Annotated in this window: 21 protein-coding genes; 2 read left to right on the top strand and 19 right to left on the bottom strand. The window is 41.1% G+C overall.

Going from position 1 to position 22,831, the window contains the following annotated elements; all coding sequences use genetic code 11:
• Nucleotides 1-15 precede the first annotated feature (15 nt).
• Nucleotides 16-666, top strand: a complete 651-nt coding sequence (locus LIN78_RS01630) for a CoA pyrophosphatase (protein ID WP_227177819.1) — start codon at nt 16-18, stop codon at nt 664-666.
• On the opposite strand, the gene nagZ is transcribed toward LIN78_RS01630, so the two are convergent.
• From nagZ to rpoE, 12 genes are all read right to left on the bottom strand, one after another.
• Entirely contained in the window at nt 650-1,741 is a 1,092-nt protein-coding gene (gene nagZ, locus LIN78_RS01625) for a beta-N-acetylhexosaminidase (protein ID WP_227177817.1), read from the bottom strand. The two genes, LIN78_RS01630 and nagZ, sit on opposite strands and share 17 nt — an antisense overlap.
• Before the next feature lie 34 nt (nt 1,742-1,775).
• Nucleotides 1,776-2,513 (bottom strand): DNA repair protein RecO, encoded by a 738-nt coding sequence (recO, locus tag LIN78_RS01620; protein WP_227177816.1) that lies wholly within the window; start codon nt 2,511-2,513, stop codon nt 1,776-1,778.
• Nucleotides 2,514-2,544: 31 nt separating this feature from the next.
• A complete protein-coding gene (gene era, locus LIN78_RS01615) occupies nt 2,545-3,471 on the bottom strand; it encodes a GTPase Era (protein ID WP_227177814.1) in 927 nt (308 codons plus the stop codon).
• On the bottom strand, nt 3,464-4,168 hold the full coding sequence (rnc, locus tag LIN78_RS01610) for a ribonuclease III (RefSeq protein WP_227177812.1): 705 nt from the start codon (nt 4,166-4,168) through the stop codon (nt 3,464-3,466). The genes era and rnc overlap by 8 nt, the downstream gene beginning before the upstream one ends.
• A gap of 15 nt (nt 4,169-4,183) precedes the next feature.
• Nucleotides 4,184-4,552, bottom strand: coding sequence for a DUF4845 domain-containing protein (locus LIN78_RS01605; protein ID WP_227177810.1), 369 nt, complete (start codon nt 4,550-4,552; stop codon nt 4,184-4,186).
• Between the two features lie 19 nt (nt 4,553-4,571).
• Nucleotides 4,572-5,546 (bottom strand): signal peptidase I, encoded by a 975-nt coding sequence (gene lepB, locus LIN78_RS01600; protein ID WP_227177808.1) that lies wholly within the window; start codon nt 5,544-5,546, stop codon nt 4,572-4,574.
• Between the two features lie 29 nt (nt 5,547-5,575).
• Nucleotides 5,576-7,369: a translation elongation factor 4 gene (lepA, locus tag LIN78_RS01595; protein ID WP_227177806.1), complete on the bottom strand. Its 1,794-nt coding sequence runs from the start codon at nt 7,367-7,369 to the stop codon at nt 5,576-5,578.
• A gap of 107 nt (nt 7,370-7,476) precedes the next feature.
• Nucleotides 7,477-7,719 carry a glutaredoxin family protein gene (locus tag LIN78_RS01590; protein WP_227177804.1) on the bottom strand — a complete coding sequence of 81 codons (243 nt, stop codon included), beginning with the start codon at nt 7,717-7,719 and terminating at the stop codon, nt 7,477-7,479.
• A 22-nt stretch (nt 7,720-7,741) separates the two neighbouring features.
• Nucleotides 7,742-9,127 carry a trypsin-like peptidase domain-containing protein gene (locus tag LIN78_RS01585; RefSeq protein WP_227177802.1) on the bottom strand — a complete coding sequence of 462 codons (1,386 nt, stop codon included), beginning with the start codon at nt 9,125-9,127 and terminating at the stop codon, nt 7,742-7,744.
• 54 nt (nt 9,128-9,181) lie between these two features.
• Nucleotides 9,182-10,150 carry a MucB/RseB C-terminal domain-containing protein gene (locus LIN78_RS01580; RefSeq protein WP_227177800.1) on the bottom strand — a complete coding sequence of 323 codons (969 nt, stop codon included), beginning with the start codon at nt 10,148-10,150 and terminating at the stop codon, nt 9,182-9,184.
• Nucleotides 10,147-10,626, bottom strand: coding sequence for a sigma-E factor negative regulatory protein (locus tag LIN78_RS01575; RefSeq protein ID WP_227177798.1), 480 nt, complete (start codon nt 10,624-10,626; stop codon nt 10,147-10,149). The genes LIN78_RS01580 and LIN78_RS01575 overlap by 4 nt, the downstream gene beginning before the upstream one ends.
• 5 nt (nt 10,627-10,631) lie before the next feature.
• Nucleotides 10,632-11,231, bottom strand: coding sequence for an RNA polymerase sigma factor RpoE (gene rpoE / locus LIN78_RS01570; protein ID WP_227177796.1), 600 nt, complete (start codon nt 11,229-11,231; stop codon nt 10,632-10,634).
• 167 nt (nt 11,232-11,398) lie between these two features.
• Between rpoE and nadB the strand changes: the two genes are divergently transcribed.
• The gene (gene nadB, locus LIN78_RS01565) at nt 11,399-12,964 is read left to right on the top strand and encodes an L-aspartate oxidase (protein WP_227177794.1); all 1,566 of its coding nucleotides are present in this window, start codon (nt 11,399-11,401) and stop codon (nt 12,962-12,964) included.
• A 27-nt stretch (nt 12,965-12,991) separates the two neighbouring features.
• On the opposite strand, the gene LIN78_RS01560 is transcribed toward nadB, so the two are convergent.
• From LIN78_RS01560 to LIN78_RS01530, 7 genes are all read right to left on the bottom strand, one after another.
• Nucleotides 12,992-13,276, bottom strand: a complete 285-nt coding sequence (locus LIN78_RS01560) for a hypothetical protein (RefSeq protein WP_227177792.1) — start codon at nt 13,274-13,276, stop codon at nt 12,992-12,994.
• 7 nt (nt 13,277-13,283) lie between these two features.
• On the bottom strand, nt 13,284-13,712 hold the full coding sequence (fliS, locus tag LIN78_RS01555; protein ID WP_227177790.1) for a flagellar export chaperone FliS: 429 nt from the start codon (nt 13,710-13,712) through the stop codon (nt 13,284-13,286).
• Between the two features lie 25 nt (nt 13,713-13,737).
• The gene (gene fliD / locus LIN78_RS01550) at nt 13,738-15,102 is read right to left on the bottom strand and encodes a flagellar filament capping protein FliD (protein WP_227177788.1); all 1,365 of its coding nucleotides are present in this window, start codon (nt 15,100-15,102) and stop codon (nt 13,738-13,740) included.
• 34 nt (nt 15,103-15,136) lie between these two features.
• On the bottom strand, nt 15,137-15,547 hold the full coding sequence (locus LIN78_RS01545; protein ID WP_227177786.1) for a flagellar protein FlaG: 411 nt from the start codon (nt 15,545-15,547) through the stop codon (nt 15,137-15,139).
• 80 nt (nt 15,548-15,627) lie between these two features.
• Nucleotides 15,628-16,524: a flagellin N-terminal helical domain-containing protein gene (locus LIN78_RS01540; protein ID WP_227177784.1), complete on the bottom strand. Its 897-nt coding sequence runs from the start codon at nt 16,522-16,524 to the stop codon at nt 15,628-15,630.
• A 114-nt stretch (nt 16,525-16,638) separates the two neighbouring features.
• A complete protein-coding gene (locus LIN78_RS01535; protein ID WP_227177782.1) occupies nt 16,639-18,324 on the bottom strand; it encodes a tetratricopeptide repeat protein in 1,686 nt (561 codons plus the stop codon).
• 11 nt (nt 18,325-18,335) lie between these two features.
• Nucleotides 18,336-22,814: a glycosyltransferase gene (locus tag LIN78_RS01530; RefSeq protein ID WP_227177780.1), complete on the bottom strand. Its 4,479-nt coding sequence runs from the start codon at nt 22,812-22,814 to the stop codon at nt 18,336-18,338.
• Between the last annotated feature and the right edge of the window lie 17 nt (nt 22,815-22,831).

The following is a 22,831-nucleotide window of genomic DNA, read 5'->3' as shown; positions in this document are numbered from 1 at the left end:
ACGGATTTAGTTATTATGAATACTTTCCAACTATGGTCGGCAATCGATAGATTAAACAAGGAGGAATTAACACAGTTACTGACCTCTTGTTTTTCACGTAGCCTTAGCAATCCAACTTTAGTCGAACCAGCTTCTGAGTTACGTCAAGCAGCAGTGCTTATCCCATTTATTATTGATGATGGAAAAATAAATATATTACTCACCAAGCGCAGTCTGAATTTGCCATCGCACCAGGGGCAAGTTTGCTTTCCGGGAGGGAAAGTTGATTTATCAGATAGAAGCACAACAGAAACAGCGCTGCGTGAAACCTTTGAAGAAATAGGAATTGCCAGAGAAGACATTCGACCAATCGGAGCCCTATTACCGCTACCAACTGTTAGCCAATTTAATATCCATCCAATTATCGGCCTCATCAGCCGAAAGGCCCACTACAACCTTTCAACAAGTGAAGTAGAGCAAGTTTTTGAACTACCTTTACTACAACTACTTAATCCTGATGCCCTCAAAAAGGAAAAAATTATCCGATGGCAAAAAGAACATACCATTCATGTTATCGCGTATAACGGTTTTTATATTTGGGGAGCTACAGCCAGCCTCCTCGTTCAACTTAGAGAGTTAATTCTAAGCAACGCTTCTTTTGCCGAGCTGGCTACTCTCCCACGTTAGCACCCCACATCGCATCTGTTTTTTCCCCAACTAGAGCTGAGACTTCAAGTCTAGTGGCTTGAAATGCAATGTCATTTTTCAATTTTTCCCAAGTAAGATGCGGATCTGGCTCCCCATGCAATCTTGCCAGCCTCGTCAGCGAAACAGCATTAACTGGCAGCTTTAACTCTTCCAGCATTCGATCTGTATCTTCCGGTCGATTTGTTGCCAATACTAAATCGCAACCTGCATCAATCGCCGTTGCCACACGCTGTGTAAAAGTGGATCCTGCAAATGATGCGCCTTCCATATCTAAAGCATCACTAATGATCACGCCGTCAAACCCCAGCCTCGACCTTAATATCTCTTGCAACCAAACACGCGAGAACCCTGCTGGCTTAGCATCCACTTTAGAATAAATGACATGTGCAGGCATGATCGCAGTTAAGCCAGCATCAAACAACTGCCGATACGGATAAATGTCAGCCGAGTGAATGTCTTCGTACCCCCTGTCGTCTGAAGGTATTCCAACATGTGAATCCACCTCTACATACCCATGACCCGGAAAATGTTTTCCACATGGATGCATTCCTGCCAACTTCATCCCTCTAATCACCGATTTTGCAATGCTTGCTACCACTTGCGGATTAGAATGAAACGCACGATTACCAATCACTGAAGAACGACCAAAATCCAAATCCAAGACTGGCGCAAAACTAAAATCAACACCTGACGCCCTTAACTCGGCAGCAAGGACATAGCCTGTTTTTTCGGCCAACGTTTTTGCTTTGTATTCGTCCTGTGCCCATAACTCCCCAAACACCGACATCGCAGGAATTCTAGTGAAGCCCTTTTTAAAACGTTGAACCCGCCCCCCTTCATGGTCAACCGAAATCAACAGCGAAGGCTTTCTTATGGCTCGAATCTCTGCAGTTAACTTAATCAGTTGTTCAATTGACTCGAAGTTTCTAGCAAATAAAATCACCCCCCCTACCATTGGGTGTTTTAATCGAGTTCTTTCCAACGAAGTTAATTCAGTTGAAGCAATATCGACAATAATAGGCCCAAGGGGTATATGCTGAGTCACGACAGTCATGTAGTTATCTCGAGTAAGAGGAGACTGATGAGTTTCAGTCTTGAAGTGCATAAATTTTTTGAATTAAAACCTGACTCTGAAGGGAGTGTTGTTCTGGTAAAGCAAATTTAAGTAGCCAAGCGAGAAATTGCCGCGCTTCTTTTCTTAAATGCTTTTCAATCACGTCACCCTTAGACAATACCTGAATCAACTCTCCAGTGATAGAGAAATCCAGCGGAGTGAGAACTCCATCATGCAAGCCAATTCCATATTCGTATCGGTAGCGATAAGTTTTTTCTGGCAATATTGGTAGCGCATGCTCCTCTATCACTGCATGAAAACCATACCCTGCACTCCTAAGCAAAGCCAATTCATAATATCGAATTGCAGAATGCTCAAATATCTCGTCTGCAAGTGACTTAACCGTATGGTGATAAGTCCAAAAGAATTGAGGCTCTATCGAGTCTTCTTTTGGGAGCAAGGCAATCAATAATTCATTTAAGTAATAGCCACTAATAAGCGCATTACCCGCTAACGCCCTAACACCGCCACACCACTCTATTTTATGAAGTGTTTTGAGCTCAGACTTACCAAACCAACTAAATTCCAGTAATTGAAAAGGCAATAAGACTGAACGAATTGCAGAATTTGGGCGCCGTGCCCCCCTTGCGACAATGGAGACACGTCCATATTGCTCAGTGAACACATCTAGGATGAGACTAGTTTCTTTATAGGGGTATGTATGTATCACATACCCCTTTTGCGCCTCAACCTTTCCATCTTTTTTATGCATGCCGATAGATATTTATGAGTGACGCAACGAATTATTCGAACCCGAACTCACGAAGTACTCGTGTATCATCCGCCCAGCCACCTTTAACTTTTACCCACACCTGTAAAAACACCTTACCATCAAACAGTGTTTCCATATCGATGCGAGCCTCTGTCGCTATCCGCTTTAGTTTCTCGCCACCTTTACCAATCAAAATAGCTTTTTGGCCCGGCTTATCCACCATTACAGCGGCATGAATGCGTCGAAGAGAGCCCTCAATTTCAAACTTCTCGATAAAGACATTCATTGCGTATGGCAGTTCATCACCTAACAAGCGGAAGATTTTTTCACGCACGATTTCAGCGGCCAAAAAGCGTTCACTGCGATCAGTAATTTGATCTTCATCGTAAATGGCATCCCCCTCAGGAATGCATGGCATAAATGCTTCTGTTAACACATCTAATTTATGACCATATTGCGCAATCACAGGCACAATCGCAGCAAAAGAATGCTTCTCTGACATTTCCTTCATAAATGCTAGTAATCTTGGCTTGTCCTCTTTTAGACGATCCGCCTTATTAATCACAAGCACAACAGGCACTTTGGCTGGCAATCTTTTTAATACATCTTCATCTTCTTTGGTGTAGCGTCCAGCTTCAATTACAAACAAAACCACGTCGATTGCATTCAATGCAGAAGTCACACTTCTATTCATTGCCTGGTGCATAGCTGTACGATGTTTCGTCTGCCAACCAGGGGTATCTACATAAATTAACTGGCATTTCTCATCGGTGAAAATGCCCGTAATTCGATGACGCGTTGTTTGTGCCTTACGAGATGTAATACTAATCTTCTGGCCAACAAGATGATTTAGCAAGGTTGACTTACCAACGTTTGGTCGGCCTACAATCGCTACATATCCGCAGCGAAATCCCGCCTCTTGAGATTCATCCATTTGATCTTGCTTAATTTCATCCATGCTTTTTGTTCTTTAAAATACCTTCAATGACAGGAAGCATTTCTGCCGCCGCTTTTTGTTCAGCCAAACGCCGGCTTAGTCCTACCGCAACAATTTTCAGATTAAATTTTGACACTTCACATTCCACTTCGAATTGCTGCTCATGAACAGCACCTTCCGTTTTTATTACACGATAAAGTGGCAACGGTAACTTACGTCCCTGCAAAAACTCTTGAAGTAGTGTTTTAGGGTCTTTACCAACAGTTTTAGGATCAAGATAATCAAGCATTGGGAGATACAATTGATCTATCCAATTTTTTGCTGCTGGCAATCCACCATCTAAGTAAATTGCTCCCATCAAGGCTTCTAATGCATCGGCTAAAATGGAAGGTCTAGAACGGCCGCCACTTTTTAGCTCACCCTCTCCTAACCACAACATTTCGCCAACATTGAGCTTAGAGGCGATCTCACAAAGTGCCTGTTGATTCACCAAATTAGCACGCATGCGAGAAAGTTCGCCTTCAGATAACAACGGAAAACGGTCATACAATAAAGCAGAAAGCGACAGTGACAATACACTATCGCCTAAAAACTCTAACCTTTCATTATGAGGAATCCCATAACTTCTGTGTGTGAGAGCCTGCCTTAATAAACTTTGTTTTTTGAACTGATACCCTATTGACTCCTGAAGCACCTGTTCATTTTCTTTTCTTTGCATTCACTTACCTGTTGATCAAGAACCCGTTTGAGCACTTGAATTAAAATCCAATATCAATGTGGCATTAGCTATTAATGGCACTTTATACTGGTACGACACGCTAAGTCTAAAATTTTGGCCTACTGGCTCAATAATCAAATCCTTAGCACTGATTGTTTTAATATAGCCGGCTTGTACATTTTTATCGAAACTATCTCGCAGATCATTCGGCTGACCACCTTTTTCCGCCGTACGAGATAATGCACGTTTTACTTCCATGAATTCCGAGTAACCCGGGAAAACTTTAAATCCTAACAACACGCCAGCCCCAATAAACACGCCCCAAAATAAGACTCCGAGCAGGGAAACACCAGCTTGCTTTTTCTTGTTTTGCAAAAATCTCATTATGGAACCCTCATTAAGCTTAACGAATTACAGTACCGACACGACTTAACTCTGGCCAATTAAACCAGATAACCACCGCTTTACCCACTATATTTTCGTCAGGCACAAACCCCCAGTAGCGGCCATCTGAACTATCATCTCTGTTATCACCCATCATAAAGTACTGACCAGCAGGAACCTTACATTTAAACCATGAATCATCTAACGCATAACTACAGTTTTCTCTATGTGGAAACTGTTGAACACCTAAATGATTGACCGAAGGAGCTCCTTCAACTTGCTGCATCAAATGCGTTGCATTTCCAAGCGTTTCTTTAAACTGCTTTACTGGTACAGGCAAGAATTGTCCATCTCTTGGGTATTCAGCATCACCAACCCATTCCTGCGGAATTTCCTTATTATTGATGAATAACTGCTTATTCTTATAAAGCACTTCATCACCAGGTAATCCAACAACACGCTTGATAAAGTCTTTAGTTGGTTCTGGAGGATAGTGAAATACCATCACATCCCCTCTTGCTGGCTTACCTGTATCAATCATCACCTGATTTGATACGGGAACACGAACACCATAAGCAAAGCGATTTACTAAAATAAAATCACCAGGGATGAGGCCCGGACGCATTGAGCTCGAAGGAATGGTAAAAGGTTCGAACAAGAAAGAGCGAACAACAAATACCACTCCAATCACCGGAAACAAACCAGCTAAAAGCTCAACTGCATCATGCTGACGTTGGTCTTTCGCTCGCTTTTTAGCCCATACCCATTTATCAAGTACCCACACCACACCGGAAATCAGCACAAAAAGAAGCATTGCTAGCGCTAGACTAGTTTGATAACCCACCAAACCAAAAAGCCCAACAACTAAGGCCATATAGCCAAATTGTAAAGCTGCTGGTGCCTCTCCGGTTTCAGATCTTGGTGATTTTGAACCAACAACAACCAAAACGATCCCGACAACAGCGGCAATCGACCACATGGCCATCCAATTCATCTATATTCCTTTTTTAATTGTTGTAAGGCTTATTTGTCACTAACTTGCAAAATTGCCAAGAAGGCTTCTTGTGGAATCTCCACATTACCCACTTGCTTCATACGTTTCTTACCAGCTTTTTGCTTTTCTAGCAGTTTCTTCTTACGCGTAATATCACCACCATAACATTTTGCCAAAACGTCTTTACGCATCGCCTTAACGTTTTCACGTGCAATAATGTTTGCACCAATCGCCGCCTGAACCGCCACGTCATACATTTGGCGAGGAATCAGTTCACGCATTTTGCTAACTAACTCACGACCTCTGTACACACTGTTGGCACGGTGCACAATTAACGACAACGCATCAACCTTATCACCGTTTACCAAGATATCTAGCTTAACCAAATCTGCAGGCAAAAACTCTTTAAAATCATAGTCTAGAGAAGCATAGCCACGGCTAACGGATTTCAGTTTATCGAAGAAATCCATCACGACTTCATTCATTGGCAAATCATAAGTCAACATTACTTGTCGACCTAAATACTGCATATTCTTTTGAACGCCACGCTTGTTATTACACAAGGTCATTACCGCCCCTAGATAATCTGGAGGAACTAGAATATGAGCAGTAATAATCGGTTCACGGATCTCTTCGACCTTGGCTAAGTCAGGAAGTTTTGAAGGGTTCTCTACTTCAAGCAATTCGCCATCTTTCATTTGAACTTGATAAACCACTGTCGGCGCGGTTGTAATCAAATCCATATCAAACTCACGCTCTAGACGCTCTTGCACAATCTCCATGTGAAGTAGGCCTAAAAAGCCGCAACGGAAACCAAACCCTAAGGCTTGTGACACCTCGGGTTCAAAATGCAAACTCGCATCGTTTAGTTGCAGCTTTTCCAATGAGTCACGTAAGTTCTCATAATCATGACTTTCAACAGGATATAAACCGGCAAACACTTGAGATTTGATTTCTTTAAAACCAGGTAAAGCTTCAGAAGCTGGCTTGTTTGCGATCGTAATAGTATCACCGACCTTTGCATTTTTTAGTTCTTTAATGCCTGCAATCACGAACCCTACTTCACCTGCTTTTAGCGAAGTCCGTTGCACAGATTTTGGCGTGAACACACCAACTTGTTCGCAAAGATACTGAGCCTTTGAGCTCATGAACAAAATTTTATCTTTTGGTTTCAGCTCACCATCAACCACTCTGACCAACATCACAACGCCTACATAGTTGTCAAACCAACTATCAATAATCAGTGCTTTTAGTGGTGCGGTTAAATCGCCTTTAGGAGGTGGGATTTTAGCTACAACTGTCTCAAGGATGTCTTGAATACCGATGCCACTTTTTGCAGAAGCTCTTACCGCATCAGTCGCATCGATACCAATAATATCTTCAATTTCTTCACTAACACGCTCTGGCTCTGCGGCAGGCAAATCAATTTTGTTAAGTACTGGTACAACCTCTACATTTTGCTCAATCGCGGTATAACAGTTTGCTACGGTTTGTGCTTCCACACCCTGAGAAGCATCAACAACCAACAATGCCCCTTCGCAAGCAGCTAAAGACCGGCTAACTTCGTAAGAAAAGTCAACGTGTCCAGGAGTATCAATTAGGTTTAGATTGTACACATTTCCATCTAATGCTTTATACGATAACGCCGCAGTTTGGGCTTTAATCGTAATACCGCGCTCCTTTTCAATATCCATTGAATCCAGCACTTGCGATGACATCTCTCGCGCTTCTAGTCCACCGCAGAATTGGATAAAACGATCGGCTAGCGTCGATTTACCGTGATCGATGTGAGCAATGATAGAAAAGTTACGAATATGTTCCATTGATGAAAACAGCCAATCATTGTTATTAAAGAGAGCAGACTCTCTTGGTAGATAAAACAAAAGGCACAAAAGTGCCCTTATGTTACTTAAGCATTCAACTTGCTATTTTAACCAATCTTGGACAAATAAGCATCAAGACGTTGTACGTGTAGATGATAATGGCAAATTTCACCCTCTGCGGACATCAACACAGGAATGAGTTGAGCATACTTTTCCTCTAGTTCATCATCATCATCTATATCAACCACAGTCAAAGTTATTCTATCTGAATAGCTTTGTAACTGTTGGAACATCTCTTGGCATAGAGAGCAGTACTCTTTTACATAGAGGGTAAGCGTGGGTTTATTCATTGTTGTAACAACTCGTAAAGTCTTAATTCTGGATTTTAACAGGAATAAACAATGTACTATCTTCGCGCTTTACCAAAAGCGCAATGACCGTTCCTTTGACTGCACGATCGAGGTACTGATTAAACTGTACTAACGATTTAATAGACTCATTATTGATGCCAATCACCACATCCCCCTCCTGCATTCCAGCCTTTTGCGCAACAGGCTGAACATCAGAGACAACAAGCCCAAATGGAATATCTAACACTCTCTTTTGATTGGCATTGAGTTCAGTTAATGAGACCCCCAATCGCCCCGAGTAGTCTGGCTTGTTGACTGCCTTGTTGCGCTCGATCTGCACAGACTTTTCATCAACAGGCTCTGCAATAGCAAATGAAATCTCTTTAGTTGCTGTAGCACGCTGAATAGATAGACTTCCCCGTGCACCCGTCTTTAATAAACCAATCGTTTTTTGGAACTCTATCGCTGATATAACCGGCTTACCATTGAGGCTAAGGATAATGTCGCCAGCCTTTAAACCGGCTTTATCTAACAACGAGTTCTTATCTACAGAGACGACTAAAACGCCGGTGTTTTTTTCCGTTGTCGTTGCATCTGCCGGATCCCTTACTAGATTCTGGATGACCAATCCTAATTTTCCAGATGTTAGCTTAGCATTTGCTTTTAATTGGGTGACAACGTCAAGCACCATATCGATGGGAATAAAAAATGATGCACTTCGATTGTTGATATTGCTTGAACCAATCTGTGCATTTACACCGACCACTTCGCCCCTGCTATTGAACAATGCACTACCTGAAGAAGTGGATAAATCAGATTGAATAAATGGAATATAAAGATCTTCTGAAATAGAGCGACCTTTTGACGAGACAACACCTAAGGAAACTGCACTATCCCCAGCGAACGGCGCACCAATAGCAACAACCCACTCACCCAACTTTATGCGATCTACATCTGCTATATTTGCTTTAGGAACATTGGTAGCAGGTATTTTTAGCAATGCTAAATCAAGCCTTCTATCAACACCAATCAATCGTGCTTTAAACTCACGTTTATCCGCAAGTTTTACAGTTATATCATCCACACCTTCAATATTACGAGAAGAAGAAACGACATACCCATCTGAACTGATTAATAAGCCAGAACCTAAGGACTGGTTTTTCACCTCTTTTAAAACCTGAGGGAAATTCTTTTTAACGTACTCGGTAGCTAAGTCACTTTCTAACGTCGACCTCTTAAGGTCTGAGAGTGGTTGTGTTGTATTGATGTTAACAACAACTTGAGACTGGCGTTCAACCAAATCTGTGATATCAGGCAAATCTAACGCTTGGACTTGAAAAGAAAAAGTTAAAACAAAAACACCGATTGTCTGATTGATTAATTTTTTCTTTTCTGCCCAAGCAAACATTGAATTGACTACCAGTTAACAAATTGAATTGCGATCTACTTTAGTTATCGCATGTTATTTCTTGATTTCAAGTCCAAGACCAAAAAGTTGCACAGACGAAGGAGGCACCTCTCCCAAAATCATCATCACCACATTACCTTCTGACTCAACATAGACATTTGTAGCGCCTTTTCTTGTCAAACCATTCTGTACAGATGCATCTTCTGCTGACTTATCCACAAAAACGGAAACAGAGGATAGACCATCTGAAAAGAGGTAATGTGAAATCGGTTTTGATTTACCAGGAAACTGCCGTTTACCACCATGCACTAACTTAAAACCAGCAGGTAAGTTCTTATAGTTAACCAAGATATCATCTGGTTGCGGTACTTTACTTTGTCGCTGCCAAGTGCCAATTTTTTTCGGAAATTTTGGTTTAAAAGCCGAACGATCTAACTCACCACCTAGCTTAATCTGAGAAAATGCCATTTGCTCAGAAAGCTCTTTGTTGTCATTAAATCGTTGAGATTTAAGAATCACTCCGGTAGAAGGCTCGTAGCAAAATCTAAAAGGATTTCTTAAGTTATCTTTTGGAACCAATAGAATCATTTGGCAATCATTTTCTGCCACACGCTCTACATCTTGCTTCATTGCTTGATAATTGGTTAATAACTGCTTGATATCTGCCGGCAATACGCTTGGAAAAAAATGATCACTTGCGCGCAAATCAATCGGCGCATCATGTTGACTAGGCACATAGCAAGACATTGCATCATTTTGAACAATTAACTCTTGCGGCGGACCATCTACAGTTTCAATTTTTTCAAAATGGGTCCCACCAATTACTGCATGGCTGATTCGAGACGTTTCGACCATTCCGCCACGCTGATAGACATATAGACCTGAAAAAGTCATTTGCCTTGATGCATTATTTACTTTTGTCAGCAGTTGGATCGCTTCTTGTGGCGTTAACGACTGACCGGCATAAGCAACAGAACCAGCAATAACACAGGCAACCCCAATAGCGATATTACTCACTCTCATTTAGACAATCCCTCCGGATTGTCCATTGACACAGGACGAACTTGCGGTCGCCCCCCCGCTTGCGCGGCATATTGTTGGTGCGCTGCTAAGTAAGGGTTTAAATCTAAGTTATTCGTTTTTTGAGCAACAACCACCGTTTGCTGTTCTGCTTGATGTGTACGTTGAAAACTAACCACACCCAATACAGCGACCGCAGCGATAGATGCGGCCGCAGAAAGTGCAATCCACGTTCTTTTCACCGGCTTGGAATAACTCGCAGGGGAAAGAATCGTTGGCTCCTGTTCCAATCGACTCGCTACACGAGAGCGTATATTGCTAGCCAAGAAGTCGTGATGTTTCAATGACTCACCAATGACATGGTAAGAAGCCCAAACCTCTGCTGCTTCTGGATTATGTTTTATCCATTCAAGAACAGCGGCAGCTTCTTCACCTGATAACTCACCGTCCATTAATGCAGAAATTCTTTCGTTCATCATATTCATCACCATCTTCTATTTTGCTTCTGCTCGATTAGCGGTTTTAAATCGTTTGCAATCGCTTCTCGTGCCCGAAAAATCCTAGAACGTACTGTTCCGATTGGACATCCCATTGCTTCAGCAATTTCTTCATAACTAAGGCCCTCCATTTCACGAAGTGTAATGGCTGTCCTTAGCTCTTCCGGCAGTCTTTCAACTGCTTCGTTAACCGTACTAATAATTTGTCTGTTCGCTAAATCAGTTTCTGGTGTATTCAGATCAGGTACTTGCTCTGCCATATCCAAGGATTCATCTTCATCGATTTCAGTCACAGAAGATGTGGATACCCTACGTCCAGCCGAAACTAAGTAATTCTTAGCAGTATTGATCGCAATTCGATATAACCAAGTGTAAAACGCACTTTCACCACGAAAGGATGGTAGGGCACGGTAGGCTTTAATAAATGCCTCTTGTGCAACATCATCAATTTCATCTTGGTCTCTTACGAAGCGTGACAACAAACGAGATAACTTTCTTTGATATTTGCTAACAAGCAAATCAAATGCGCGTTTATCTCCTTTTTGAACACGCTCTACCAATTGCTGATCGACTTCGCGATCGCTCATGTTTTCATCCCTGATTCCCGTTTTCGGGTGTAATTTTTTTCTAAGCTACGATTTTATTCACATTTTCGTGCTTTGTGCTAATTAGGACTAAGAAGAATACAAGAAGTTTCCTACCAAGCTCTGATAAAATCACATTTACATTCAGACAACCGTTGCAGGTAAAGTTCATGCACTTTGATGTATTGATTCTTGGTAGTGGTTTAGCAGGGCAAACACTAGCACTCAAATTAGCAGACCACTTGAAAGTTGGGCTTTTCACGAAGAAACACTTAACCGATGGCGCTAGCAACTGGGCACAAGGTGGCATCGCAGCTGTTTTAGCGGATGAAGATTCTGTGGAAGATCATGTACAAGACACATTCATCGCAGGGGGAGGACTCTGTAACCCCGAATCTACCAAGTTTATTATTGAAAACTCGGCGAAAAGCATTCAATGGCTAATTGACCAAGGCGTCCCATTTACCAAAGATGACAGCGAGTTTGGATTTCATTTAACACGTGAAGGTGGGCACAGCCACCGTCGAATTATTCATGCAGCAGATGCAACTGGCGCTGCTGTTCAGGCAACACTGAGTGACAAAGTAGCAAAACATCCAAATATTTCGATTTTCGAAAATCATATCGCCGTTGAGCTGATCAAAAGCCAACAAGCAAATGAGACTGCCCCTAGTGTTTATGGGGCTTATATTTTAAATAATGAAACGGGGAAAGTTGAAACGGTCACGGCAGGCTCTACCGTATTAGCGACCGGTGGCGCTGGGAAGGTCTACTTATACACCACAAACCCGGACACCTCTACTGGTGATGGTATTGCGCTGGGATGGCGAGCTGGTTGCTCAGTAGGCAACATGGAATTTATTCAATTTCACCCTACCTGCTTATATCATCCAAATGCTAAATCGTTTCTCATCTCTGAAGCGGTACGCGGTGAAGGCGGCATATTAAAATTGCCAAATGGTCATCGATTTATGCCTGAATACGATGAAAGAGCAGAGTTAGCCCCTCGCGATACAGTGGCGAGATCGATTGATGCGGAAATGAAAAAACATGGTATTGATTGTGTCTATTTAGACATCTCGCATCAATCACCCGAATTTATTACCCATCACTTTCCGAACATCCAAGCAAAATGCCTCTCGCTTGGTATTGATATTACCAAAGAGCCAATTCCAGTTGTGCCTGCCGCTCACTATACATGCGGTGGTTTAGTTGTAGATTTAAATGGCAAGACTTCCGTCAACAACCTATATGCCGCGGGTGAAGTTTCATTTACTGGTTTACATGGTGCAAACCGCTTAGCTAGCAATTCACTATTAGAATGTCTTGTGATTGCTGATAGCGCTGCGAAAGATATTCTCAATAAACAAAAGCAAGTTCTTCCGACTGTTAAAGATTGGGATGAAAGCAGAGTAACGGATGCTGATGAAGAAGTTGTCATTTCTCATAACTGGAATGAACTTCGCCATGCTATGTGGGACTATGTGGGCATTGTTAGAACAACGAAAAGACTCGAGCGTGCGTTAAATCGAATTCATCTACTAAAGCAAGAGATTCAGGAATACTACAGACACTTCAAGGTCTCAAATGACTTATTGGAATTGCGGAACCTTGTAGATACGGCCGAGCTTATCGTAAGAAGTGCGTTGACTAGAAAAGAAAGTCGAGGACTCCACTTTAGTAGGGACTACCCAGAAATGAACGCGAAAGCAAAAAATACAATTTTGAAGCCATAGTTAAAAAGCCAGCGCTATGCTGGCTTTTTAACTACCGTAAAATTTATTAAGTTTTGCGGAAGTTTGAGTGGATTGAATGCCAACTTGTATTTGAGGCAAGGTAGACTTTATAAATTCACTTAAATCATCTAATCCTGATTGCACTTGCTCTAAAATCGCCTGATCAGGTGCTGCGAGTTTTTCAGACTGGATAGCTTGCATGATGGACTCAAGCTCTGGAAGCAAATCGCAGAAATTCTGCAAATCTTCCTGCGATTTTGTGGATTGAATATTTTCAATTATCGCAATCAGTTGCGCCCAATTTGCAGACATATATTTTCTATACTTTCAACACCGCTGATTGAGATGCATCAGGCATTTCTGCACCCACACCAGATTTAGCAAGCTCAGCCCAAGCACTATGTAGTTCAGCAAGTAACTTATAAGATTGCTCTAATAACTCAACATCATTTTTGAGGTTGGCATCTAATAATAACTTTTCGATATATAGATACAAATCCTGCAAATTTTGAGTCAACTCACCACCAACTTCATGATTAAGTGCTGCACGCAAAGCCATGACAATATTATTTGCTTTGGTAATCATTGCTGACTTCAAGGAGTAATTTTTGTTTTCAATACCCCATTTCGCTCGCTGTATTGCACTCATCGCTCCTTCATAGAGCATAACAATCAACTCAGCCGGGGACGCCCCTAAAACAGCAGCATTTACATTGACAGATTGGTAGGCATTTAAAGCTTTAGACATATTATTTTACCTATCAAAACATATCTTATGACGATGTGGTAGTTGACAATCCAGAAATATAACTAGACATCGTATTTAATTTAGACAGAGCTGTTTCCATTGCAGCAAATTGCGCTTCTAGCCTTGCTTGGTACTTGGTTAATCGCGTCGTCATGCTATCAATACGATCTTGGGTGGTTGTTTGCAAGGTTGTTAGACTCTTGGTTTTGTTTGCCAATAAGCCACCTGTTTTGGTCATATCATAAGACGCATTATATATCTTATAGGCAAACCCATTATCTGCATCAGAAAATAAATTCTGAACTGACGATGGATCTGAGTTAACAGCCTCTTCAAACTTAGTGCTGTCTAATGACAAGGTGCCGTCTTTTTGAAATGAAATACCAATTTCGGAAAGATATGAATAAGAACTTCCACTCGCACTTGTGCTTGATGCAAATAGAGACTTGAGCTGCTCTTCAATTTCCAATGATGTATTGTCAGCCTCCAAACGCCCATCTTTCGCACGTAAAGTATCAACGTTACTTTTCATGGCATTGTAGGCATCGATTAGCGTATTTACCTTTGCTTTAATTGAATCCATATCCGTTGTAACGGAAATACTCGAAGTTTTAGGCGTAGTTGAGTCTGCAGCTTTTAAGGTAAGCGTCACACCGTCAATCACATCTGAAAACGTATTACTTGAGCGGGTAAATGAAATACCATCAACTTTGAAAGAGGCATCTTGAGCTTCTTGTACTGTCGAATATGCACTTTTTGTTGTATCAAATACATCAAGCCCAGCACCACCACTAGTACTCGTATTGGTAACGGCTATTGTAGAATCTGCACCAGAATCTTTGGCTGTCAGCGTAAGGCGATAGCTTGTACCATCATTAATAATAGAAGCAACGATAGATGTATTATCGTTGTTTGAATTTATGGCATTCTTAATTTCTTCTAGAGATGAGTCTGCTGACAAATTCACATCAAAACTATTATCACCAGAAGATAGGTGCAATGAACCTGCTGTATTAGAAATAGCGGTAGAAGTATCTGAAAATACCGTAGAGCTATTCGTGATAATCTTATTTGCTTGCGCCAATTTACTAACGGACAAACTATAGTTTCCGACCGACGCACCACCCGATGTCGTAGCTGTCGCTACTGCTGTATCACTACTAGAAACAGCGCTTAACGCGAGACTGCTAGAATCTTTTAAAGCGGCTGCAGCTGTTTGGATGGTAGATAAGTTACTCTTGATTGTGCCAAATGCAGAAATTTTGGTTGAGTAACTGGATAGCTTTGTCTGAAGCGTCGTCAATGGAACTTTTTCGACAGCCATTAACCCTGAAATAAGGGTTGCGGTATCAATACCACTAATTAAGCCAGTACTAGAACTAACGCCCATGACAATCTCCTTACAACCAACGCTTCGCTAAAGACTATGCTTTTTGGCTAGTCAGTATGCTTTTAAACTCTTCTACCCGTTTTGCCAATTCAATCATCTCTTCAGATGGAATTTGCCGAATCACTTTATTTGTATCTTTATCAATGACTTTTGTTACTACTTCATCGCTTTGATCATCAATGGATAACTCTAGTGAAGTAGACATCATTGCCAATGCTTTATTAGTGTCTTCTACTGATTGCTTTAAGACATCTTTATCCAATGGTGACTTTTGCTTATTTTCTTCAGCATTTTTGACGTCATTAGATGAATCAACACCACTCACCGCATTAACGGTTAGATTTGATCCATTATTTGTTGATGGGGCCAGTTGGTTTTTAACCGACTCAGCTTGGATTGTATTTTGCAACTGCACATTTGTCGCTGCTTTACGGATATCCATCATCTCTCTCCAGTATTAGCGTAAAAGGACATGACCCGTGGCCATGTCCTTTTTCTCACTTGCTAATGACTAGCCACTCAATTTTATTGTAGCAGCGTCAATGCTTGTTGTGGCAGTTTGTTTGCTTGAGACAAGATTGATGTACCTGCTTGTTGCAAGATCTGGTTCTTAGTTAAAGCCGCAGTTTCTGCAGCAAAGTCAGTATCTTGAATACGGCTACGTGCTGAATCTAAGTTCTCTACGTAGTTTTGCAAGTTAGCAATCACTGCTTCGAAACGGTTTTGTACTGCACCGAAAGTCGCACGTGAGTTTGTTACGGTTGAAATATCTGCATCCAACGCTTCAATGTTTGCAGAGGCTGCTGCTGATGTTAAAACACTGATTGTTTGTACTGCAGTCAAATTAGTGTTGAATGTATTCAGGCCAGTTGAACCTGAAGCAGTAGAACCGATACCCGAGGCATTTGCCAATCCACTTGCCAAGTTCAATGAAGATGAAGCGATTGATACTTGGTTGGAAGCAGAGCCTTCAGAACCCACTTGGAATGTTAAAGAGCTATTACCTGACAATAGAGTTGTACCGTTAAACTCTGTTGTGGTCACAATACGTGAAATTTCTTGTGTTAACTGGTCGACCTCTTTTTGAAGTTGTGAACGGTTAGTATCACTAATTGAGCCGTTAGCAGCCTGTACAGAAATCTCACGAATACGTTGTAAGTTATCACTAACTTGACCCAATGCACCTTCAGCTGTTTGCGCTAAAGAGATACCGTCGTTTGCATTTTTAACCGCTTGTTGGTCACCACGGATTGCAGAAGTCATACCTTGGCTAACCGCTAGACCTGCTGCATCATCTTTTGCACTGTTAATACGCAAACCAGATGACAAGCGTTGCAATGAAGTATTCAATGCAGAAGATGATTTGTTCAAGTTGCGTTGAGCATTCATCGATGCAATGTTTGAGTTTACGGTTAAGGCCATGATCTTTCTCCTAATTTGTCGGTAACTACCGAACTTAGCTGACTCGTGTTAGGGTGGTTTGCCCTACTCTTTGATTCATTTATCGGACCAGCCAGAAAAAACTTTAGTCTTTTTTTAAAATTTTTTAATTTCTTTTTGGATTGCCGTTTTAAGCATTGAAAGAGGAAGACTCCAATCCCCCATTTTGCTTTGCCTAAACTCGGTGATTGTGCTGTACCAGCACGTTTCACCAGGGTGTTCTCCCCAGCGCCAATCTGTATCTAATCTATTGAGTAGAAAGACCTTTTTCCCTAGCGCAGCGGCTAAATGCGCTACAGCGGTATCTACTGCGACCACTACATCAAGCTGCAAAATGTACGCAGCAGTATCTGCAAAACTATCAAATTCATCCGCCAAGTGATGTAATTGAACTTTATTAAATACGTGGACAATCTCGCTGGCAGCACCTTTCTGTAAGGAATGCCACTCTACACCTTCGATCTCAAACAGTTCTGCAAAATTTTGAAGCTTTAAGCTTCTACGATTGTCTAGCCATTCTGAGCGGGCATATCCTTTACGTCGACTTCCTTGCCAGACCAAACCGATCTGTAAATTAGCCATTGAAACGATAGCGCTAAACCTTTCTGTCCACTTTCTTAACTGAACTTCATCTACCGTTAAGTAAGGGCTAAACGGGGCAGGTCTATCCTCATCAAGCCATCTTGGCAAATCCATGACAGGGCAATAATAATCAAATTTTGAAGTACCCTGTAATTTCAAATCGGGCTTATTAATCAAATTGACAATTGGCCAACTCATTTTTACAAGGCTTTGCATTGGCGCCGGCATACATACCGTCACAGATGCGCCAGAGTGAATTAATTGTGCTACATAACGAACAAACTGAAGGCAATCTCCCAACCCTTGTTCATCTGTAATAACTACCTGTTTACCATTCAGATTTTCACCTTTCCATCTCGGGATGCTAAGCTCTGGTAAATAACCATTGATACCAGCTCTCCAACGCCATTCATATTCGATCCATCCCTCTTTAAACTTACCCAATTGCAAAAGGACGAGGCCTCTGTTCCAATGCGCCAAGGCATGTTTGGGGGACAAAGAAAGTGCCTTCTCAAATGCGTTGATTGCAGCATGAAGTTTTTGTTGCCCCTGCAATACAATCCCATAATCACACCAGATACCCGCTTCGTTAGGCGCCTTAGCCAATGCTTTTTCTAGTAATTGTTCAGCTTCGAACCAACGATCTTGATAGCGATAATTCATCGCTTTGATCATTGAAAATTCAGGATCATCTTTTTGGATAGACAGCGCTTGCTCGATTAATTGATTAGATTGGGCATACTCGCCTAATTCAATACATAGCGACGCCAGGCGTGCATATGGAATTGGAGAGTCAGGAAAGGAAGAAAGCGCCTGTTGATAGCAATCAAACGCTTTGTCGTATTGTTCTAGCTCGGTGTAGCACTTACCTTGTAATGATAAAGTGTTTAATTGCAAACCTGCTAATTGGTGATATTCACCAAACATTGCGGCGGCTTCGGCCCAAAGATCATCCTCTAGCAATGACTCGGCTAAAACCAGTACTAACGATGAGACATTCACATGGGCGGAAGCATTTTCTATCAAGTGAATAATTGATTCGTGTTTTCTTTGCTGCTTGTAAAGCATTGCCAAGTTATGCCAAGAATCTGAATGTGTTGGCACACGCTGTAAGATGGCTAAATAACAACGCTCAGCCTCTTCAGGCCGAGCGTTGTGAGCAGAAACTGCCTGTTTAAATAGTCGATTTAAGTCTTGCAATTAGCTTGCCCTTAACACTTTTTTTTCGTTCTAGGGGTCAGTGCGGCTAACCATTCTTGGGCATGGTCTTCAATCATGTAATGCTTATGAACCCATACCTTCAGTTGATCACCTTTCTTAGCTGTTGCTGTTAAATCGGCAATGTGTTCCTTGATGGCGCTTATCCATGCGTCAACTTCATTTGGCACACGGCAAACTGGCGCATTATTTTCTTGGTATGGATAAATATCTGTACAAATTACAGGCCAACCTAGCGCGCCATACTCTAACAACCTAAGGTTACTTTTCGCTTCATTGAACGGATTCACTTCCAATGGGGCAATCGCTAAATCTAGGTTGAGCTTTGCAATTGCTTCAGGATACTTGTTGATAGGTAGCCAATCTGTATTCCACTCTTTGACATAAGGACGGATCTCTTCCGGGCACATCCCTTGAAACACCCAATCTACCTCACTCGCGGTTGCCTTCACTACATCAAAGATAAGCGCCAGATCTCCACCATGCTGCTGAGCCCCCACCCAACCTACGCGTGGTTTCTTCGATGTTTTTCTTTTAGAGACGAGTGTCCCCCACACCGATTTTTCAAGCATATTCGGCATGACGATAATGTCTTCAATCATGTCCTTTGCAAAATCTTTTAGCGGTTGGGTAGATACAATTAATCGATCGCAATGTTTGAGTGTATTTCTTAAACGGCTTTTTGCATCTTTCCAATGCTTTTGGAAATGCCGATGCATACTACTGTCTTTTGGAATGTCACTCAAAAGATCATCTAACATTTGCACTCTAAATAGAGAAGGAAGATATTCACCGTAAATAGCCAGCATCTTCTCGTAATCTGATGCCAATGCATTTTGTATGATAAATACATCTGGATTGTTTCTGGCCATTTCTGACAACATTGGCAGTCTTGGATGACTATTTGAAACGTACGCTTGATGTTGAGCCAATGCAGCTTTCTCTAATACACGTAGTGGCATTTGAATACGATATTCACCACTTCCACCAGATAGCGGTAATGCCATCATTTTAGGTCGAGAATCTGGAATGTTATCCCAAGGAACAACAAATGCAGTATCCCATTGGTCCCCTACATTTACTTTTGAAAGTAATGGATGATAGTTAGGATCGTTAGCAATCAGAGATAGCCACTTGTTTGAAAAGTTTTTTCTTTCCTGATTTGTTTTCTTCTGTAGGTACAAGTAAGTTTCATCATCATGTTTGGTATCTAATGATTTATGCGCATGATGAATTAAGGAGGCAAACGGTGTCCAGACAACGGACTTCCCGAGTTGAGAGACTCTTAAGCACAGGTCAACATCATTAAATAGAATGCTAAAGTTCTCAGCATCCATACCACCAATACTGGAGTAAAGCCCTTTCTGAATCATTAAGCATGCTGCCGTCACCGCACAGTAGTTTTGAACCACTTTCGTACGATTTAACATTACATCTTTTTCCATTGGAATTTTAAGATGCATATGGTGTGCCAAACCCTCTGGATGCCCACAACCTAGAACAACGCCAGCATGCTGCAATTTAGCCGTTTCTGGGTACATTAGCTTTGCCCCAACTACGCCAACTTCTTCACGCAAGGCGTGTTCTAGCATGCGATCTAACCACTGAGGCTGAATAATTTCCATATCATTATTCAGCATTAATAGGTATTCACCTTTTGCTAGGTCTGCACCAATATTGCATTGATGAGCAAAATTAAATGGCGCATCGTAGTTAATAATCTGTACTTGTCCTGGATACCGCTTCAATAGCGCATCGTAATACTCAAAAAGATCAGGATCGGTTGACCGGTTATCTACAATAATAACTTCAAAGTTTGTGTAATCTGTTTTTTCAAAAAGAGAATCTATACATGGCGCAAGGAATTCAAGCTTATTTTTGTTAGGGATAATAATTGAAACCATTGGCTTCAATTCGTGCCGGTAGAACACTTGATATGTACCGTCAATGTAACCACTTGCTACTTCTGCTTTGATACCTAACCGAGCTAGATGCGATTCGATCGCCACTTGAGATGCAGCAATCCTTGTATGATCTTTTGTTGATGAAATTGGTAACGTCATCAAAGGAAATGGAACATGGCTAACACTGTCCTTGCCAAACATTTCTACTACTCGGAAGGTTGCCTCATAATTTTGAGCCCCTTGATAGGGTTGAAAACCTCCGGCAAGTGCGAGTTGTTCGGTTCTAAAGAAAATACTATTTCCAATGTAGTCTTCAGATCGCAACAAATCGTAATTGAAGTCTGGTTTAAACGCAGGATTTACCCGAACATCTTCAGGGGTGTATTCATCATGATCCGTATAAATGATGCAGGCTGTTGGATTTAGCAGCAAGCGATCGCCCACTTTTAGCAAAGTAGTAGAATCTAATTTAGTCCCAGGTTCAATTAGAGTTGCCCAATCCGCTGGAATTGCCTCTATGATTCCATTTAAGGCATTCGCCACATCCATTGCATCTAACGAATCAATGGTTAGCCATCCTAAGGTTTCATTGTCCTCAAAACTAGCATCTGGGATCGGTTGATCCGATACCACAATGAGTCGCCAATGTTTATAGAGTTGCTCGCATAGAGAGTCGATTGTCTTTGAAAGTAAATCGAAATCATCTTCACCGACAACCATCAAAAGATTAAATTGATAGCGCGATGGCCATCTCAACATCATTCGTTCTGCATGAATTTGGGCGGTTAATTCGGTAGTACAAAGTGCTTCCACCCATTGCTCATAATCATAAGAAACAGGAGATAACCCTTTTTGTTTTCTTTCTAAATCTGCAAGGAAGCGTTTTCTCGCTTTCAACACTTCTGGATTAGAGGTTGGGTGTAGTCGATAAATCTCTTCATGATATTGAATAAACTTATCATCATAACTTCTTAACGTATGGTCATCTCTAGAACGGTCACTTCGAATTTCGACCGAAACCTCTCTTATTGATTTAAACTCTGTAAACTTAGAGGCATTTAGCAGGAAATCCCAATCTTCTAGAATTGGAAGAGACTCGTTAAATCCGCTTACATACTGCAATAATGACTTTTTATGTGCCCAAGTTGGCGTAGGTATAAAATTATTAGCAAGCAGACGATCTCTAGAAAATTCAAAATTTTCAAAGATATTTTCACGTGCTAATTCTACTAATCTACCTTGTTTTCGCTCTTGTATTGAATATTCAGCACCAGTATAAACAAAAAGTGCATCGGTCTTTTTAAATGCGTTAACGACTAATTCTAGATGGTTATCCAAATAAATATCATCATCATCAAGATAGGTAATGATGTCACCGTGTGCTACTTTTAGTGCTTTATTTCTAGAGGATGCAGCACCACCAGACTCGTTAGACTTGATATAAACTATTTTTAGTTTTTGGCCATAAAAATTTATTAGATCAGATATATCACAACCACCATCGTTATGAATGACTACTTCAAAGTTTTTAAAATTCTGAAATAGCAAGCTTTCAAGTGCGTTAGCCAATAAGCCAGGTCTATTTTTAGTAGGGATAATTACAGAAACATCTAAATGCCCAGAAACTGAAAAATCTTTATATTTTGACAGTATTGCTTCATGAGCCTCATCAAGTTTAGAGATGATACAACCAGCAAAATTCTCAACCATTTCATATCTTGATTGATCAGTTTTATGATGTAACTTAAAGCCTTCATACTTTGATATAAAAAGTTTTTTAATTCTTTCTATATGGCCTTGCAGACGATTGAAATTTTCTTCTACTACATATCGCTCAATTAGTTTTCCATGTTCTAATATTGCAAGCCCAGAAAGAAAATATTTATCACCGGATGAAGCTTGGCTTGAATGAACGCGGAACAATGAGATTGTTTTGTTTAAGAAAGCCGATTTTTTACCTTCGAGACTCAGTCTTAACTCTAAATCCCAATCTGTCGCCCTAAAGAACTTCTCTTCAGATACAACATTAAGTGAGACATCAAAAAAATCTGAGTATAAAAATAAAGAACGTCTAAATAATGTTGTGCCAATATTGATATAACAATCAGATGACAATAAGTCGGGAAATTCGTCCCTTGTACCAAAGTAGCTTTCAGTGAACCACCCCGGATGTTGCAATGGATGAACAATCCCATTTGCATCTAAAAAATTATATTTCCCATATACAAAATCAATTTCTTTCTTACTATCTAGCACGAACAGTAAGTCTTTAAGCACATCCGTGCAGAGTAAATCATCGGCACCTAGTAATAAAATATATTCTCCACTACCTTGCCTTATTCCAAAATTAATATTAGGAATTGCCCCCATATTTTCCGAATGGCGAATATATCGAATCTTATCTGGATGATTTGATTGTAGTTCTTTTACTACAAATTCAGTATTGTCTGAGGAGCAATCATCACAGACAATGATCTCTATATCACTCACTCCTTGCGACAATACACTATTAATTGCGTCAGGAAGGAAATGTGCGTAGTTAAATGCAGGAATAATTACAGAGATCATATTTTATCTATCTTCAT

The organism is Leeia speluncae (assembly GCF_020564625.1).
Classification (GTDB): domain Bacteria; phylum Pseudomonadota; class Gammaproteobacteria; order Burkholderiales; family Leeiaceae; genus Leeia; species Leeia speluncae.
The sequence above is the reverse complement of the archived record's forward strand: the minus strand, read 5'-3'. Positions and strand labels throughout refer to the sequence as shown.

What these genes read in the sequence shown, in the direction of transcription:
- LIN78_RS01585 (WP_227177802.1), bottom strand. Translation starts at nt 9,127, where the DNA reads ATGTTTGCTTGGGCAGAAAAGAAAAAATTAATCAATCAGACAATCGGT.
- nadB (WP_227177794.1), top strand. Translation starts at nt 11,399, where the DNA reads ATGCACTTTGATGTATTGATTCTTGGTAGTGGTTTAGCAGGGCAAACA.
- LIN78_RS01545 (WP_227177786.1), bottom strand. Translation starts at nt 15,547, where the DNA reads ATGATGGATATCCGTAAAGCAGCGACAAATGTGCAGTTGCAAAATACA.
- lepA (WP_227177806.1), bottom strand. Translation starts at nt 7,369, where the DNA reads ATGGAACATATTCGTAACTTTTCTATCATTGCTCACATCGATCACGGT.
- recO (WP_227177816.1), bottom strand. Translation starts at nt 2,513, where the DNA reads ATGCATAAAAAAGATGGAAAGGTTGAGGCGCAAAAGGGGTATGTGATA.
- rpoE (WP_227177796.1), bottom strand. Translation starts at nt 11,231, where the DNA reads ATGAGCGATCGCGAAGTCGATCAGCAATTGGTAGAGCGTGTTCAAAAA.
- LIN78_RS01580 (WP_227177800.1), bottom strand. Translation starts at nt 10,150, where the DNA reads ATGAGAGTGAGTAATATCGCTATTGGGGTTGCCTGTGTTATTGCTGGT.
- lepB (WP_227177808.1), bottom strand. Translation starts at nt 5,546, where the DNA reads ATGAATTGGATGGCCATGTGGTCGATTGCCGCTGTTGTCGGGATCGTT.
- nagZ (WP_227177817.1), bottom strand. Translation starts at nt 1,741, where the DNA reads ATGACTGTCGTGACTCAGCATATACCCCTTGGGCCTATTATTGTCGAT.
- era (WP_227177814.1), bottom strand. Translation starts at nt 3,471, where the DNA reads ATGGATGAAATTAAGCAAGATCAAATGGATGAATCTCAAGAGGCGGGA.
- LIN78_RS01530 (WP_227177780.1), bottom strand. Translation starts at nt 22,814, where the DNA reads ATGATCTCTGTAATTATTCCTGCATTTAACTACGCACATTTCCTTCCT.
- fliS (WP_227177790.1), bottom strand. Translation starts at nt 13,712, where the DNA reads ATGTCTAAAGCTTTAAATGCCTACCAATCTGTCAATGTAAATGCTGCT.
- LIN78_RS01605 (WP_227177810.1), bottom strand. Translation starts at nt 4,552, where the DNA reads ATGAGATTTTTGCAAAACAAGAAAAAGCAAGCTGGTGTTTCCCTGCTC.
- LIN78_RS01560 (WP_227177792.1), bottom strand. Translation starts at nt 13,276, where the DNA reads ATGTCTGCAAATTGGGCGCAACTGATTGCGATAATTGAAAATATTCAA.
- rnc (WP_227177812.1), bottom strand. Translation starts at nt 4,168, where the DNA reads ATGCAAAGAAAAGAAAATGAACAGGTGCTTCAGGAGTCAATAGGGTAT.
- LIN78_RS01630 (WP_227177819.1), top strand. Translation starts at nt 16, where the DNA reads ATGAATACTTTCCAACTATGGTCGGCAATCGATAGATTAAACAAGGAG.
- fliD (WP_227177788.1), bottom strand. Translation starts at nt 15,102, where the DNA reads ATGGGCGTTAGTTCTAGTACTGGCTTAATTAGTGGTATTGATACCGCA.
- LIN78_RS01590 (WP_227177804.1), bottom strand. Translation starts at nt 7,719, where the DNA reads ATGAATAAACCCACGCTTACCCTCTATGTAAAAGAGTACTGCTCTCTA.
- LIN78_RS01575 (WP_227177798.1), bottom strand. Translation starts at nt 10,626, where the DNA reads ATGATGAACGAAAGAATTTCTGCATTAATGGACGGTGAGTTATCAGGT.
- LIN78_RS01540 (WP_227177784.1), bottom strand. Translation starts at nt 16,524, where the DNA reads ATGGCCTTAACCGTAAACTCAAACATTGCATCGATGAATGCTCAACGC.